Raw genomic sequence first — 16,394 nt, forward strand, 5'->3', positions numbered from 1 at the left:
ACCAATGACTGAGCGCGTCGTACTGGCGTACTCCGGGGGCCTCGACACGTCCGTCGCGATCCCCTTCCTCGCCGACAAGATGGGCGCCGAAGTCGTCGCCGTGGCCGTCGACTGCGGCCAGGGCGGCGAGGACATGGACGCCATCCGCCAGCGGGCGCTGGACTGCGGCGCCGTCGAGGCCGTCGTCGTCGACGCCAGGGAGGAGTTCGCCAAGGACTTCTGCTTCCCCGCGATCCGCGCCAACGCCCTCTACATGGACCGGTACCCGCTGGTCTCCGCGCTGTCCCGGCCGCTGATCGTCAAGCACCTGGCCGCCGCCGCGTCGGAGTTCAAGGGCACGCACGTCGCGCACGGCTGCACCGGCAAGGGCAACGACCAGGTCCGCTTCGAGGCCGGCCTCGCCGCCCTCAACCCCGAGCTCAAGTGCGTCGCGCCCGCCCGCGACTACGCCTGGACCCGCGACAAGGCCATCGCCTTCGCCGAGGAGAAGGGCCTGCCCATCGAGGTGTCGGACAAGAACCCGTACTCGATCGACCAGAACCTGTGGGGCCGCGCCGTCGAGACCGGCTTCCTGGAGGACATCTGGAACGCCCCGATCGAGGACCTGTACTCCTACACGTCCGACCCCTCGGTGCCGCGCGAGGCCGACGAGCTCGTCCTCACCTTCGCCGACGGCGTCCCGGTCGCGATCGACGGTCGCAAGCTGACCCCGTTCCAGATCATCGACGAGCTGAACAAGCGCGCGGGCGCCCAGGGCGTCGGCCGCCTCGACATGGTCGAGGACCGGCTCGTCGGCATCAAGTCCCGCGAGGTCTACGAGGCCCCTGCGGCGATCGCGCTGCTCGCCGCGCACCAGGAGCTGGAGAACGTCACGGTCGAGCGCGACCTCGCCCGCTTCAAGCGCTCGGTCGACCAGCGCTGGGGCGAGCTGGTCTACGACGGCCTGTGGTTCTCGCCGCTCAAGGACGCGCTCGAGGCGTTCATCGCCGAGGCGCAGGCGCACGTCAACGGCGAGATCCGGCTCAACCTGCACGGCGGCCGCGCGGTCGTCACCGGCCGGCGCAGCGGCTCGTCGCTGTACGACTACGACCTGGCGACCTACGACACCGGCGACACCTTCGACCAGAGCCTGGCCAAGGGGTTCGTCGAGCTCTGGGGCCTGCCCAGCAAGATCGCCGCGGTCCGCGACCGCAAGGACGCCTGAGCGGGTCCGGCCGTGCGGGACCGGCCTCCGGCCGGACTTTCCCGAGGTTATCCACAGGGGCCGCTCCGGGGCAGTGCCCCGGAGCGGTACAACTGTGTCTGAGCGCCCGCCGTTCCGGCGGCGGGCCACGCACCCACGACATTCGGAGAGATCACAGTGAGCAAGGCACCGACCCGGCTTTGGGGCGGACGGTTCGAAGGCGGGCCGTCCGACGCGCTGGCACGCCTGTCCGTGAGCGTCCAGTTCGACTGGCGGCTCGCGCCGTACGACCTGATGGGGTCGCGCGCCCACGCCCGCGTGCTCAACCGCGCGGGCCTGCTCGACGACGACGAGCTGGTGCGCATGCTCGGCGCGCTCGACGACCTGGACCGCGCCTGCGCCTCCGGCGAGTTCCGCCCGACCGTCGCCGACGAGGACGTGCACACCGCGCTGGAGCGCGGCCTGCTGGAGCGGCTCGGCTCGCTCGGCGGCAAGCTCCGGGCCGGCCGCTCCCGCAACGACCAGGTCGCCACCGACCTGCGCCTGTACCTGCGCGACCACGCCCGCCGCGTCGTCTCGCGCCTGGTGGAGCTGCAGACCTCGCTGATCGGCCAGGCCGAGGCCAACCTCGGCGTCGCCGCCCCCGGCATGACCCACCTCCAGCACGCCCAGCCCGTGCTGTTCTCCCACCAGCTCCTCGCGCACGTCCACGCGATCGGCCGCGACATCGACCGGCTGCGCGACTGGGACAAGCGCGCCGCGGTCTCCCCGCTCGGCTCCGGCGCCCTCGCCGGGTCCTCGCTGCCGCTCGACCCGCAGGCCGTCGCCGCCGAACTCGGCTTCGACTCCGCCTCGGCCAACTCCATGGACGCCGTCAGCGACCGCGACTTCGTCGCCGAGTTCCTCTTCGCGGCGGCGCTGGCCGGCGTGCACCTCTCGCGCCTCGGCGAAGAGGTCTGCCTGTGGGCCTCCCAGGAGTTCCGCTGGATCGAGATGGACGACACCTACGCCACCGGGTCGTCGATCATGCCGCAGAAGAAGAACCCGGACGTCGCCGAGCTCGCGCGCGGCAAGGCGGGCCGCCTCATCGGGCACCTCGTCGGGCTGCTGACGACCCTCAAGGGCCTGCCGCTCACCTACAACCGCGACCTCCAGGAAGACAAGGAGGGCGCCTTCGACGCCGTCGAGACCCTCCTGCTGGTGCTGCCGGCCATGTCCGGCCTCATCGCCACCATGCGCGTCAACACCGAGCGGCTGGAGGAGCTGGCCCCGCAGGGCTTCGCGCTCGCCACCGACCTCGCGGAGCTGCTGGTCCGCCGCGGCGTCGTCTTCCGTGACGCGCACGAGGTCGTCGGCCACCTCGTGGTGTGGTGCCAGGTCAACGACAAGGACTTCGGCGACCTCACCGACGAGGAGCTGGCCAAGGTCTCCCCGCACCTCACCCCGGACGTCCGCGAGGTGCTGAACGTCCCGGGCGCGATCGCGTCCCGCAAGGCGCACGGCGGTACCGCGCCCGACCGCGTGGTCGAGCAGATAGCCTCACTACGGGCCTTCGCCGACGACGCCGCCGCCTGGGCGTCCGCCTCCTGACCCGGTCCGTACTCGCTGGGCCCGGTGGCAGGCGCTCGGGGGCCTCCTAGGGGCCCGGCTTCGCCGGGGAGCCCACCACCGGTTCGGGGCGCGGACGGACCTTCCGCCCGCCCGCGCCCCGTACCTTCCCGCCGCCGCACCGGTGCGGCGCGCCGCCTCCGGCCCCGCTCGGGGGGAGAATGCGGGCATGGCGCGCATCGTCGTGGAACTCCACATCCCGGTCTACACCGGGGACTCCTCCGAGTACCTCGAGGACATCGAGGCCTTCCTGGGCGACCTTGAAGAGACCGGCGAGATAGAACTCAACGCCGACCCTGAGGAACGGCCGGACACCCATGTCTTCTTCCTGGCCGGCCCCGACTCCGACATCCTCCTGACGGCCGCCTCACAGGCCGCCGAGACCCCGGGGACCCCCGTGGGCGCCTACGCCGTCCTCACACCCGAGGGCCGCCACATCCCGCTGCCCTGGTCCCCCTGACGTCCAGGGGCTCCTCCCGCGGGCCTGAGGGCTCGTTCCCGGCGATCTCCGCGGCGTCGGGCGGGGCCGCCTTCGCCCGGCGCCGCCGGATCAGCCGGACCGCCGCGAACAGCACGACCGCGCCGCCGAGCAGGATCCACGAGACCTGCCCCAGCCGCTGCTCCAGCCGGGTGGCCGAGGCCCCCGCGAACGCCCCGACGCCCACGTAGAACGCGGCCCACAGCAGCGCCCCCGCGAACGAGGCGGGCAGGAAGTGCCGGTACCGCACCCGGGCGGCGCCCGCGGCGGCCGGGGTGACCGTGCGCACCACGGGGACGAGCCGGGTCGTGAACACCGCGGCCGCGCCGTACCGGCGCAGGATCGCGACGGCGCGGTCCCAGTGCCGCACGCCGAGCCGCCGCACCACGGCCAGATCGCGCATCCGCGGCCCGTACCTGCGGCCGAGCAGATAACCGACGTGGTCGCCCGCCGTCACCCCCAGCGCCACGACGAGCAGCATTCCGGCGAACCGCCCCGCCCCGGTCGCCGAGGCCCCCAGCAGCAGCACCCCGGTCTCCCCGGGGACGACCGTCCCGACCCCCAGCCCGGACTCGGCGAACGCCATCAGCCCGGCCACCCCCGCCACCGCGGGGAACGGCAGCCCGCCGAGCCCCTCGACGGCCCGTGTGACCCATTCCACCGCGCCCCCCGTAGCTCCGCCGGATACCCACCGACCCTATCGGCGGCACTCTCAAACTTTGATATCTCAGTCTTCAACCCCTATCGAGGGGGTGATCTTTCCTGCTATTTTTCGCCGGTTTTCATTGCTCCCACAGATGGATGGTCGATGTTCCACAGGTTCATGGGAGGCGCCGCCGTGATCGCGCTGGCGGTCTCCGGCACCGTCGTCGCCGCGGCTCCGGCGTCGGCGGCGGCCAAGTGCGCGGCGGGGTCCTGGCGGCTCACCGCGGAGAAGAACGAGTTCTACGGCGCCGCCGAGACCGGCGCGTTCAAGGGGCGGACGAGCGGACTGGCCGGCCAGCGCCTGACCGTCAAGGGCGACCGGGTGACGTTCGACTTCGCCAAGGCCGCGCCCGAGAACACGGTCTACACCGGAGCCAAGCCGGAGACCTACCGCAACACCTACAGAGGCACCCTGACCGCCAAGGTGAAGATCACCGGATCGGCCAAGGGCAAGCTCACCGTCTACCCCAAGACGGCCAAGGGCACCGCCAAGGCGAAGGTCGTCCAGCTGAAGCCGAAGCGCAAGGAGTGGGGCTCCTACAACGTGGTCAAGATGATCCGCGACGGCGGCACGGAGACCGTGCTGCCCTTCGGGTACTCCTACACCTGCACCAAGACCGCGCTGAAGTTCACCCTGACCTCCAGCGGTGAGAACGAGTTCGGCGCTTTCGGGGGCACCTTCCGCCTCACCTACAAGCGCCGCTGACGCCGTCTCCGCGCGCACCGGGGCCCCGCGCGGGCGGGGCCCCGGTCACAACTCGTCGGCGCGGGCGTTCCGGGGGAGCTTGACGACGGTCACGAAGAACTCGTCGATCTTGTGGATCGCGGCGATGAACTGGTCGAAGTCGACCGGCTTGGTGACATAGGCGTTGGCGTGCAGGTGGTAGCTGCGCAGGATGTCCTCCTCGGCCGAGGAGGTCGTGAGGACGACGACGGGGATCGCGGCGAGGTCCGGATTCGTCTTGATCTGCTCCAGCACCTCCCGCCCGTCGCGCTTGGGCAGGTTGAGGTCGAGGAGGATCAGGTCGGGGCGGACGGCGCCGGCGTGGTCGCCCTGCCGGAACAGGAAGTCCAGTGCCTCGGCCCCGTCCCGCACGACGTGCAGCCGGTTGCCGATCTTGTTGGTCTCGAACGCCTCCCGGGTCATCAGCTCGTCGCCGGGGTCGTCCTCGACGAGCAGGACCTCGATGGGCTCGACGGCGGGGGTGATCACGGGGTCGTCTCCTTGACGGTCTCGGTGCGGTCGTCGTCCGGCGCGAGCGCCGGGGCCGGGACCGGGCTGTCGGCGAGGGTGAAGTGCACCCGGCTGCCGTCGGTGTACTCGGTGTCCAGCCAGATCTCGCCGCCGTGGTACTCGACGATCTTCTTGCACAGGGCGAGGCCGATGCCCGTGCCCTCGTAGGCGTCGCGGGTGTGCAGCCGCTGGAAGATCACGAAGACCTTCTCGGCGTACTCGGCGGGGATGCCGATGCCGTTGTCGGTCACGGTGCACCGCCACAGGCCCGGACCCTGCTCCGCGCACTCTATCCGGACGCACGGGGCCTCGTCGGGCCTGCGGAACTTGAGCGCGTTGCCGATGAGGTTCTGCCACAGCATCGACAGCAGGGTCGGGTCGCCGGTCAGCTCGGGCAGCTTCGCGGGCCGGTCGATCTCGGCTCCGGCGTCGGCGATCGCGCCGCCGAGGTTGGCCACCGCCCGGTCCAGCGCCTCGTCGAGCCCGAGCACCCTGCGGTGGCTGTTCATCCGGCCGACCCGCGAGAACGTCAGCAGGTCGCTGATCAGCACCTGCATCCGCTTCGCGCCGTCGGTGGCGAACTCGATGTACTGGCGGCCCCGGTCGTCGAGCTGGTCGTGGTAGCGGCGCTCCAGCATCTGGCAGAACGACGCGACCTTGCGCAGCGGCTCCTGGAGGTCGTGGCTCGCCACGTAGGCGAACTGCTCGAGCTCGGCGTTGGAGCGGCGCAGCTCGACCGCCTGGGAATCCAGGTCGATCGCCTGCTGGACCAGCAGTTTCTCCCGGTCCTTCGCGGCGTCGAGCTCCTGGACGATGCGCGCCCGCATCGCCTCGACGGTCTGGCCGACCTCCCGCACGTCGGCCGGGCCGTGGCAGGGGATCGGGCTGCTGAAGTCGCCCTCGGCCGCGCGCCGGGAGGCCAGCCGCAGCTTGCCGAGCGGCCGGACCACCGTGAGCTGGATCAGCAGCGCCAGCATCACCCCGACGAGCACGATGATGAAGACCGCGGCCAGCAGGGCCGCGTCCCGCACCATCCGGGAGTCCTCGAGGTCCGCGCGCGCCTCGGTGCGGGCCCGCTCCAGATGGGCCCCCTGGGCGATCCAGGCCTGCCGGACGGCGTCGAAGGCCGCCTTGCCCTTCGCGCTGTCCTGACCGCGGGACGGCTCGGTCCCGGCGTGGATGCGCGCGAGGAGCGGCTCGGCATAGGTCTGCCGCCACACGTTCGCGGCCTGCACGACCGCCTCCATGTCGGACATGAGCGCCGGCTCGTCGCTGAGGAGGCGGCGCAGCTCGGCGGTCGCCTTCTGCTCCAGGTCCTGGCCCGAGTCGTAGGGCTCGAGGAACCTTTCGTCGCCCGTCAGCGCGTAGCCCCGGATGCCCGTCTCCTGGTTGAGCAGCGCCGACTCCAGGCGGGCCGCCTCGATGTGCGCGGGCATGATCCGGTCGGACAGGTGGTTGCTCACCGTCGTCGTCCGCTCCAGCATCGACTGGACGAAGAAGGCGGCGACCACCACGAGCACGCCGAGCAGGGCCAGCGCCAGGCCGAACGAACCCGGCACCGTCAGGCCGCGAGGGCGTTCCCTGGGGGCGCGGTTGCGGGGACTCACGAAGGGCTCCGTCTCAGGTAGAGGACCGCGACGTCGTCGGCGAGGCCGCCGTAGGGCGCGGACGCCTCCTCGCCGCCCGCGATCAGGGCGTCCACGAAGGCGGCGCTCTCGAGCCCGGCATGGGTCCGGGCGAGGTCCAGGAGGCCGGAGATGTCGAGCCTGTGCCCTTCGTCGGAGACACGGCCCTCGAACAGGCCGTCGGTGAAGAGCGCGACGCCCGTCCGGTCGTCGAGCGGGACGGTGTGCTCCGTCCACGTCTCCAGGCCGGGGACCATGCCGAGGGCGAGCCCGCCTTCCGGCTCGTACCAGGTGACCTTTCCCGGCGCGTGCAGCAGCAGGCCGTGGTGGCCCGCGCGCGCCACCCGCGCGGCGGACTCGCCCGCGGGCAGCGTCACGGTCGTCGCCGTGACGAACGTCTCGAGCTCGGCCCTCTCGGCGTCGAGCAGTTCCTCCAGCAGACCGAGCAGGCGCGTCCCGCGCACTCCGGAGAGGATCAGCGAACGCCACGCGACGCGAAGGCACACCCCCAAGGCGGCCTCGGCCGGGCCGTGCCCGGACACGTCGCCGATGATGGCGTGCACACCGTCGTCGGCCTCTACGACGTCGAAGAAGTCGCCGCCGAGTAGCGAATAGGCACGTCCCGGCCTATACCGGCTGACGACCTCGACCAGCGGGTCCGTCACCAGCGGCCGCGGCAGCAGCCCCCGCTCCAGCCGCGAGTTCTCCTCGGCCCGGATCCGCTGCGCCTGCAACTGGGCCGCGGCCCGCTGGACCTGGCGCCGCTGCACCGCGTACCGGATGATCCGGCCCAGCCCGTCAGGGTCGACCTGGCCCTTGGCCACATAGTCCTGGGCGCCCGCGGCGACCGCGGCGAGCCCGGCCCGCGCCTCCGACAGCCCGGTCAGCACCACCACCGCCGCCCCCGGCGCGACCTCCAGCAGCCGGGCGACCGCGCTCACCCCCTGGGCGTCGCCCAGATGAAGATCGAGCAGCACGCAGTCGGGCTCGTCCGGCTTGGCCAGCCGCTCGCGCGCCTCCGCCAGCGACCGCACCCACGTGAGCCGCGCGTCCAGCCCGGACTCTTCGAGCAGCCCTTCGACCAGGACCGCGTCCCCGGGGTCGTCCTCCACCAGCAGCACGTCCACCGAGCCCGCGGGCTCCAGCAGATCAGGCACCGCCTCGCTCCGCGGCGCACCCACGGACACCGAGCCGTGTTCGGGGGACATCGGCCGTCCTTCCTCCAGGCCCAATACCTCTCCGCGCCGCCCACCCGGCCCACCAGCCGAACAACCCTTCGAAGGCGACTCCGCCCGAGCTTACGGGATCCCCACCCCTCGACCGGCCCGCGGAGAGACCACTGGAGGCGGCGCGGAGGGCGCCGCGCAGGGACCGGTCGGGGGCGCTCTTCTCCCTCACGTGCTTCTTGGTCGGCATTGACCTTCGGGGGGCGATGTCCCGATTCGCCATGCCCACGCGCGCATCCGTCGCTCGATGTCGTCGCGTCGGCTCTGCACGGACGGCGGGAGGACGTCCGTCCGAAGGAAGGGTGGTGCTGCTCCCGGGATTCGAACCCGGAACCTCCGCGTTCTGAGCGCGGCGCCTCTGCCGTTGGGCTAGAGCAGCGTGGGGCGGGAGACCCGCCGAGTGCGTCCGGCCGGAGTCGAACCGGCAACATCCACGTCCTCAACGTGGTCCCTCTGCCTGTTGGGGTACGGACGCGCGGCGATCGGCCGTGCCGACGCCGGAGAGCGTGCCGAAAGGGGACGCCGCGAAGGCGTCAGGCCAGGGCAGCGGAAAGCAGCAGCGGAAGGGCCTTGATCAAGGTCGGCAGTGCGGACACATCGGCTCCTCTCCGCGTGGTCGGCGGGCCCCTCGGCCTCGCCGTGCCTCGAAGGTAGATCACCGGTCCGGAGGCCGACAACAGGTTTTCCGGCGCGGCATAGAGTCGGGACGGGCGAGTGAAGGGATGAGGGTGTTGGGGCGGATTCCGCTGGCGCGCGGGTTCTTCGACCGGGAGGTCACCGAGGTGGCGCGGGGCCTCCTCGGGTGTGTGCTCACGCGGACGACGGAGGAAGGAGCCGTCGCCGTCAGGCTCACGGAGGTCGAGGCGTACGCGGGGGGCGAGGACCCGGCGTCGCACTCGTATCGAGGCAGGACGCCGAGGAACGCGGTCATGTGGGGGGAACCGGGGCACTGCTACGTGTACTTCACCTACGGGATGCACTTCTGCATGAACCTCGTGTGCGGGCCGGAGGGGACGGCTTCCGCGGTGCTGCTGCGGGCGGGGGAGGTCGTCGAAGGGCAGGAGCTCGCCTTGCGGCGGCGGCCGAAGTCGTCCGTTCGAGACCTCGCTCGCGGTCCTGCCCGGCTCTGCCGGGCGCTCGCGATAGACAGGGCGCAGAACGGGCTCGACGTCTGCGTTCCCGGAGAGCTGGAGATCAGCGCGGGTGAGGGCGGTGGCGGCGGGGGCTCCGTAAGGTCGGGGCCCCGCGTGGGGGTGTCTTCCGCCCACGACACGCCCTGGAGGTTCTGGCTCGAAGGGGAGCCGAGCGTCTCGATCTACCGGCGCCACACTCCGCGGACCCGCGCGCGCTGATAAGGATTACCACCGAGGAGCCTTCATCGGGCACCCTGGACCCGCAAGGGACCGGTTCGAACAGAGAATGGAAGACCGTTGACCGACATCGTGGACGAGCTGCAGTGGCGAGGCCTCCTGGCCCAGACCACCGACCTCGAGGAGCTGCGCCAAGCCCTCTCGGCCGGGCCCGTCACGTATTACTGCGGCTTCGACCCCACGGCGCCGAGCCTGCACGTCGGCAACCTCGTCCAGTTGCTCACCATGCGCAGGATCCAGGACGCGGGCCACAAGCCGCTCGCGCTCGTCGGCGGGGCCACCGGCCTCATCGGCGACCCCAGCGGGCGCTCGGCGGAGCGGCAGCTCAACTCCCAGGACGTCGTCGCGGGCTGGGTCGAGCGGATCAAGGGCCAGGTGTCGCGGTTCCTGTCCTTCGAGGGCGAGAACGGCGCGCGGATGGTCAACAACCTCGACTGGACCGGCGGCATGACCGTGATCGACTTCCTGCGGGACGTCGGCAAGCACTTCCCGGTGAACAAGATGCTCGCGAGAGAGGTCGTCGCCTCCCGGCTGGAGAGCGGACTGTCCTACACCGAGTTCTCCTACCAGCTCCTGCAGAGCATGGACTTCCTGGAGCTGCACCGGCGCTACGGCTGCGTCCTGCAGAGCGGAGGCAGCGACCAGTGGGGGAATCTCACGGCGGGCGCGGATCTCATCCGCAGGTCGACCGGGCACCATGTGCACGCGATCTCCACCCCGCTGCTGACCAAGCCGGACGGCACCAAGTACGGCAAGACCGCCGGCGGGGCCATCTGGCTCGACCCCGAGCTGACGTCCCCGTACGCGTTCTTCCAGTACTGGGTGAACGTCGAGGACGGCGAGGTGGGCAAGCTGCTGCGCACGTTCAGCTTCCGCTCCCGTGCGGAGATCGAGGAGCTGGAGAAGCAGTCCGCGGACAGGCCGGCCGCCCGGATCGGGCAGCGCGCCCTGGCCGAGGAGCTGACGACCCTGGTGCACGGCGCGGAGGAGACCGCGAAGGTCATCGCCGCGTCGGCGGCCCTGTTCGGGCAGGGCGGGCTCGAAGAGCTGGATGAGGCGACCCTCACGGCGGCCCTGGCCGAGACGCCGAAGGCCGAGGTGCCGGCGGGAGAGCTGCCTTCGGTGGCGGACCTCCTCGTCGCCTCGGGGCTCTGCGCGAGCAAGTCCGAGGCCCGGCGTGCGATCAAGCAGGGCGGGGCGTACCTGAACAACGTGAAGGTGGCGGGCGAGGAGGCGGTCCCCGAGACCGCGGATCTGCTGCACGGCAGGTTCCTCGTGCTGCGCCGCGGCAAGCGCACGCTCGGCAGCGTCATCGTGGGCTGACCTGCGATTTCGCCAGATCTGTACGACATGGGAAAGGCCCGTACCGCACATCCGTGAGGTACGGGCCTTTCCCATGCTTGCGTCAAGGAATGGGAGATGCCGGTCACATCCGGTTTGTACGGGAGGCGTCTCGGGCAGGTCGACGCGTACGAACACGCACATGAGCAGGCGTTTCGCCCGGATGTAACGTCGATTTGACGTTGTCGAGGGCTCGCCGTAATGTTCTACCTGCCCCGAGGGGAGCGGGACGCGAAAGCGGCCGGCCCCGGGGACGAAACCTCTCGAACTTCACGGTTCACCCGGAGACGAACGAAGCACTCCGAGGGCCTGCTAAGCTAGAGAAACCGCCGAGAAAGAAGCCCGAAAGGGTGAACGTCGGAGCGGGTCCGTTTCTTGAGAACTCAACAGCGTGCTAAAAGTCAGTGCCAAATTAGGCCAGGACTTCGGTTCTGGTCATCCTCGTCTGAGGATTTCTTTGAGGCAATCGACAAGGTCAGCCAAGACCTTGTTCTTGCCAGTTTCAACACCACAAGGTTTGGCTCCTGCTTCGGTGGGGGTCGTTTTGACCTTAATGGAGAGTTTGATCCTGGCTCAGGACGAACGCTGGCGGCGTGCTTAACACATGCAAGTCGAGCGGAAAGGCCCTTCGGGGTACTCGAGCGGCGAACGGGTGAGTAACACGTGAGCAACCTGCCCCCGACTCTGGGATAAGCCCGGGAAACTGGGTCTAATACCGGATACGACACCGATTCGCATGGGTTGGTGTGGAAAGTTTTTCGGTTGGGGATGGGCTCGCGGCCTATCAGCTTGTTGGTGGGGTAGTGGCCCACCAAGGCGACGACGGGTAGCCGGCCTGAGAGGGCGACCGGCCACACTGGGACTGAGACACGGCCCAGACTCCTACGGGAGGCAGCAGTGGGGAATATTGCACAATGGGGGAAACCCTGATGCAGCGACGCCGCGTGCGGGATGACGGCCTTCGGGTTGTAAACCGCTTTCAGCAGGGACGAATCAAGACGGTACCTGCAGAAGAAGCGCCGGCTAACTACGTGCCAGCAGCCGCGGTAATACGTAGGGCGCAAGCGTTGTCCGGAATTATTGGGCGTAAAGAGCTCGTAGGCGGCTTGTCGCGTCGGGTGTGAAAGCCCACGGCTTAACCGTGGGTCTGCATCCGATACGGGCAGGCTAGAGGCAGGTAGGGGAGAACGGAATTCCCGGTGTAGCGGTGAAATGCGCAGATATCGGGAGGAACACCGGTGGCGAAGGCGGTTCTCTGGGCCTGTACTGACGCTGAGGAGCGAAAGCGTGGGGAGCGAACAGGATTAGATACCCTGGTAGTCCACGCCGTAAACGTTGGGCGCTAGGTGTGGGGACCTTCCACGGTTTCCGCGCCGCAGCTAACGCATTAAGCGCCCCGCCTGGGGAGTACGGCCGCAAGGCTAAAACTCAAAGGAATTGACGGGGGCCCGCACAAGCGGCGGAGCATGTTGCTTAATTCGACGCAACGCGAAGAACCTTACCAAGGCTTGACATCGCCGGAAAACTCGCAGAGATGCGGGGTCCTTTTGGGCCGGTGACAGGTGGTGCATGGCTGTCGTCAGCTCGTGTCGTGAGATGTTGGGTTAAGTCCCGCAACGAGCGCAACCCTCGTTCCATGTTGCCAGCACGTAATGGTGGGGACTCATGGGAGACTGCCGGGGTCAACTCGGAGGAAGGTGGGGATGACGTCAAGTCATCATGCCCCTTATGTCTTGGGCTGCAAACATGCTACAATGGCCGGTACAGAGGGCTGCGATACCGCAAGGTGGAGCGAATCCCTTAAAGCCGGTCTCAGTTCGGATTGGGGTCTGCAACTCGACCCCATGAAGTCGGAGTCGCTAGTAATCGCAGATCAGCAACGCTGCGGTGAATACGTTCCCGGGCCTTGTACACACCGCCCGTCACGTCACGAAAGTCAGCAACACCCGAAGCCCGTGGCCCAACCCGCAAGGGAGGGAGCGGTCGAAGGTGGGGCCGGCGATTGGGACGAAGTCGTAACAAGGTAGCCGTACCGGAAGGTGCGGCTGGATCACCTCCTTTCTAAGGAGCACGAGCTCAAACAGACCGGGCCACAAGGTCCGGCAGATAGAGCTGCTCGTTAGTTCGTGGAGCACTGACTATTCGGCCAGACCAGGTCGTCACACAACAAGTACTTCCCCTCGGGGAGTGGAACGGGGTGTTCTGAGGGTCTGGACTGGTCGAGCACGCTGTTGGGTCCTGAAGAAACGGGCGACCGTTTTCTTCGGTATCACACGGGCCAGGCCGATGAAGAGAGTGTTTCTCTTCGGATGCCTGGTAGCCGTCTGTTTTTTGAGAACTGCACAGTGGACGCGAGCATCTTAAGCAATTAAGAGCCTGAAATATCTGTTGCCGGACCCGTTGGGGTTCGGCGTCTGCAGAGTTTTTCAGTTCACATCTATGTCTTGGTATGGGCCAATTGTGTTTGGTCAAGTTTTTAAGGGCATACGGTGGATGTCTTGGCATCAGGAGCCGATGAAGGACGTGGGAGCCTGCGATATGCCTCGGGGAGTCGGCAACCAGACTTTGATCCGGGGATTTCCGAATGGGGAAACCTGGCACCTTTCATGGGGTGTCGCCGCCTGCTGAATGTATAGGCAGGTTGGTGGGAACGCGGGGAAGTGAAACATCTCAGTACCCGCAGGAAGAGAAAACAATAGTGATTCCGTGAGTAGTGGTGAGCGAAAGCGGAAGAGCCTAAACCGATCGTGTGTGATAGCCGGCGGGCGTTGCACGGTCGGGGTTGTGGGACCATCCCGTTGCCTCCGCTGGGGTAGCAAAGAGTTACAAAATCTCGTGGTAGTCGAACGGCATGGGAAGGCCGACCGTAGACGGTGAGAGTCCGGTAGACGAAATTGCGAGGTCTCTTGGGTGTGTTCCCGAGTAGCACGGAGCCCGTGAAATTCCGTGTGAATCTGCCACGACCACGTGGTAAGGCTGAATACTCCCTGATGACCGATAGCGGACAAGTACCGTGAGGGAAAGATGAAAAGTGCCCCGGTGAGGGGTCGTGAAATAGTACCTGAAACCGTGTGCCTACAAGCCGTCAGAGCGTCTCCAGTGGCTTTTGCTGCTGTCCGTGATGGCGTGCCTTTTGAAGAATGAGCCTGCGAGTTATGGTGTGTGGCGAGGTTAACCCGTGTGGGGGAGCCGTAGCGAAAGCGAGTCTGAATAGGGCGAACTTTAGTCGCATGCTGTAGACCCGAAGCGGAGTGATCTAGCCATGGGCAGGTTGAAGCGCCGGTAAGACGGTGTGGAGGACCGAACCCACCAGGGTTGAAAACCTGGGGGATGACCTGTGGTTAGGGGTGAAAGGCCAATCAAACTCCGTGATAGCTGGTTCTCCCCGAAATGCATTTAGGTGCAGCGTCGTATGTTTCTCGCCGGAGGTAGAGCTACTGGATGGCCGATGGGCCCTACAAGGTTACTGACGTCAGCCAAACTCCGAATGCCGGTGAGTGAGAGTACGGCAGTGAGACTGCGGGCGATAAGGTTCGTAGTCGAGAGGGAAACAGCCCAGATCATCGACTAAGGCCCCTAAGCGTGTGCTAAGTGGGAAAGGATGTGGAGTTGCGATGACAACCAGGAGGTTGGCTTAGAAGCAGCCACCCTTGAAAGAGTGCGTAATAGCTCACTGGTCAAGTGATTCCGCGCCGACAATGTAGCGGGGCTCAAGCACACCGCCGAAGTCGTGGCAATCAGTCTTATGGCTGGTTGGGTAGGGGAGCGTCGTGCAGCCGGTGAAGCCGCAGCGTGAGCTAGTGGTGGAGGCTGTACGAGTGAGAATGCAGGCATGAGTAGCGAATGAGCAGTGAGAAACTGCTCCGCCGGATGACCAAGGGTTCCTGGGGCAGGCTAATCCGCCCAGGGTAAGTCGGGACCTAAGGTGAGGCCGACAGGCGTAATCGATGGACAACGGGTTGATATTCCCGTACCCGCTGGTACGCGCCAACGCTGAACCAGTTGATGCTAACCACGCAAGCCGCCCAGCGGATCCTTCGGGTGAAGTTGGTGTCGGGGAGTCTGGGATCCGATTCTGTAGTAGGTGAGCGATGGGGTGACGCAGGAGGGTAGCTCAGCCCGGGCGATGGTTGTCCCGGGGTAAGGATGTAGGGCGAGGGATAGGCAAATCCGTCTCTCATGTGCCTGAGATCTGATGCCGAGCCGTTTTAGGCGAAGTGAGTGATCCCATGCTGCCGAGAAAAGCCTCTAGTGAGTGTACCGGCGGCCCGTACCCCAAACCGACTCAGGTGGTCAGGTAGAGAATACCAAGGCGATCGGGTGAACTGTGGTTAAGGAACTCGGCAAATTGCCCCCGTAACTTTGGGAGAAGGGGGGCCTTGAATGGTGATGGGACTTGCTCCTTGAGCTGTTCGGGGTCGCAGATACCAGGGGGAAGCGACTGTTTACTAAAAACACAGGTCCGTGCGAAGTCGTAAGACGCTGTATACGGACTGACGCCTGCCCGGTGCCGGAACGTTAAGAGGACCGGTTAGACCCGTGAGGGTCGAAGCTGAGAATCTAAGCGCCGGTAAACGGCGGTGGTAACTATAACCATCCTAAGGTAGCGAAATTCCTTGTCGGGTAAGTTCCGACCTGCACGAATGGCGTAACGACTTCCCCGCTGTCTCAACCACAGGCCCGGCGAAATTGCACTACGAGTAAAGATGCTCGTTACGCGCAGCAGGACGGAAAGACCCCGGGACCTTCACTATAGCTTGGCATTGGTGTTTGGAATGGCTTGTGTAGGATAGGTGGGAGACTGTGAAGTCCGGACGCTAGTTCGGGTGGAGTCATTGGTGAAATACCACTCTGGTTGTTTCGAATGTCTAACCCGCGCCCCTTATCGGGGTGGGGGACAGTGCCTGGTGGGTAGTTTAACTGGGGCGGTTGCCTCCCAAAGAGTAACGGAGGCGCCCAAAGGTTCCCTCAGCCTGGTTGGTAATCAGGTGGCGAGTGCAAGGGCACAAGGGAGCTTGACTGTGAGACCGACGGGTCGAGCAGGAGCGAAAGCTGGGCCTAGTGATCCGGCACCTACGTGTGGAAGTGGTGTCGCTCAACGGCTAAAAGGTACCCCGGGGATAACAGGCTGATCTTCCCCAAGAGTCCATATCGACGGGATGGTTTGGCACCTCGATGTCGGCTCGTCGCATCCTGGGGCTGGAGTAGGTCCCAAGGGTTGGGCTGTTCGCCCATTAAAGCGGCACGCGAGCTGGGTTTAGAACGTCGCGAGACAGTTCGGTCCCTATCCGCTGCGCGCGTAGGAGTCTTGCGAGGATCTGTCCCTAGTACGAGAGGACCGGGACGGACGGACCTCTGGTGTGCCAGTTGTTCTGCCAAGGGCACGGCTGGTTGGCTACGTTCGGAAGGGATAACCGCTGAAAGCATCTAAGCGGGAAACCTGCCTCTAGATGAGGACTCCCTCCACCTTACGGTGGGTAAGGCCCCCAACAGACTATTGGGTTGATAGGCCGGAGATGGAAGCACTGCAAGGTGTGGAGTCGACCGGTACTAATAGGCCGAGTGACTTGCCTACAACACATCCATGCTGCAAGACGTAACATGTGTGCTCGCGTCCCTGTGCG

Annotated in this window: 10 protein-coding genes, 2 tRNA genes and 2 rRNA genes; 8 read left to right on the plus strand and 6 right to left on the minus strand. The window is 66.8% G+C overall.

The annotated features are described in order from the left end of the window. Positions 1-4: 4 nt before the first annotated feature. The 3 genes from EDD29_RS07795 (at position 5) to EDD29_RS07805 (ending at position 3,251) form a co-directional block, all read left to right on the plus strand. Entirely contained in the window at positions 5-1,204 is a 1,200-nt protein-coding gene (locus EDD29_RS07795; RefSeq protein ID WP_123663716.1) for an argininosuccinate synthase, read from the plus strand. A gap of 156 nt (positions 1,205-1,360) precedes the next feature. Next, positions 1,361-2,773 carry an argininosuccinate lyase gene (argH, locus tag EDD29_RS07800; RefSeq protein WP_123663718.1) on the plus strand — a complete coding sequence of 471 codons (1,413 nt, stop codon included), beginning with the start codon at positions 1,361-1,363 and terminating at the stop codon, positions 2,771-2,773. A 187-nt stretch (positions 2,774-2,960) separates the two neighbouring features. After that, entirely contained in the window at positions 2,961-3,251 is a 291-nt protein-coding gene (locus EDD29_RS07805) for a hypothetical protein (RefSeq protein ID WP_123663720.1), read from the plus strand. On the opposite strand, the gene EDD29_RS07810 is transcribed toward EDD29_RS07805, so the two are convergent. After that, positions 3,208-3,930: a DedA family protein gene (locus EDD29_RS07810; RefSeq protein WP_123663722.1), complete on the minus strand. Its 723-nt coding sequence runs from the start codon at positions 3,928-3,930 to the stop codon at positions 3,208-3,210. The genes EDD29_RS07805 and EDD29_RS07810 overlap by 44 nt on opposite strands. A gap of 147 nt (positions 3,931-4,077) precedes the next feature. Between EDD29_RS07810 and EDD29_RS07815 the strand changes: the two genes are divergently transcribed. Next, positions 4,078-4,680: a hypothetical protein gene (locus EDD29_RS07815; protein WP_123663724.1), complete on the plus strand. Its 603-nt coding sequence runs from the start codon at positions 4,078-4,080 to the stop codon at positions 4,678-4,680. A gap of 45 nt (positions 4,681-4,725) precedes the next feature. On the opposite strand, the gene EDD29_RS07820 is transcribed toward EDD29_RS07815, so the two are convergent. The 5 genes from EDD29_RS07820 to EDD29_RS07840 form a co-directional block, all read right to left on the minus strand. After that, positions 4,726-5,187, minus strand: a complete 462-nt coding sequence (locus EDD29_RS07820) for a response regulator (protein WP_123663726.1) — start codon at positions 5,185-5,187, stop codon at positions 4,726-4,728. Next, entirely contained in the window at positions 5,184-6,815 is a 1,632-nt protein-coding gene (locus EDD29_RS07825; RefSeq protein WP_123663728.1) for a sensor histidine kinase, read from the minus strand. The genes EDD29_RS07820 and EDD29_RS07825 overlap by 4 nt, the downstream gene beginning before the upstream one ends. Continuing rightward, entirely contained in the window at positions 6,812-8,041 is a 1,230-nt protein-coding gene (locus tag EDD29_RS07830; protein WP_123663730.1) for a PP2C family protein-serine/threonine phosphatase, read from the minus strand. Before EDD29_RS07830 ends, EDD29_RS07825 begins: the two co-directional genes overlap by 4 nt. Before the next feature lie 321 nt (positions 8,042-8,362). Continuing rightward, positions 8,363-8,438, minus strand: a tRNA-Leu gene (locus EDD29_RS07835). Positions 8,439-8,460: 22 nt separating this feature from the next. Beyond that, positions 8,461-8,534: transfer RNA gene (locus EDD29_RS07840), tRNA-Leu, on the minus strand. 247 nt (positions 8,535-8,781) lie between these two features. Here EDD29_RS07840 and EDD29_RS07845 point away from each other — a divergent pair. The 4 genes from EDD29_RS07845 (at position 8,782) to EDD29_RS07860 (ending at position 16,345) form a co-directional block, all read left to right on the plus strand. Further along, positions 8,782-9,411, plus strand: a complete 630-nt coding sequence (locus EDD29_RS07845; RefSeq protein ID WP_123663732.1) for a DNA-3-methyladenine glycosylase — start codon at positions 8,782-8,784, stop codon at positions 9,409-9,411. Positions 9,412-9,489: 78 nt separating this feature from the next. Next, complete coding sequence (gene tyrS, locus EDD29_RS07850) at positions 9,490-10,752, plus strand: tyrosine--tRNA ligase (RefSeq protein WP_123663734.1); 1,263 nt, start codon at positions 9,490-9,492, stop codon at positions 10,750-10,752. A gap of 568 nt (positions 10,753-11,320) precedes the next feature. Further along, positions 11,321-12,831, plus strand: a 16S ribosomal RNA gene (locus EDD29_RS07855). A 405-nt stretch (positions 12,832-13,236) separates the two neighbouring features. Next, a 23S ribosomal RNA gene (locus EDD29_RS07860) occupies positions 13,237-16,345 on the plus strand. The 16S and 23S rRNA genes sit together here, the layout of an rRNA operon. Positions 16,346-16,394: the final 49 nt, after the last annotated feature.

It is taken from the genome of Actinocorallia herbida (genome assembly GCF_003751225.1).
Taxonomy (GTDB): Bacteria; Actinomycetota; Actinomycetes; order Streptosporangiales; family Streptosporangiaceae; genus Actinocorallia; species Actinocorallia herbida.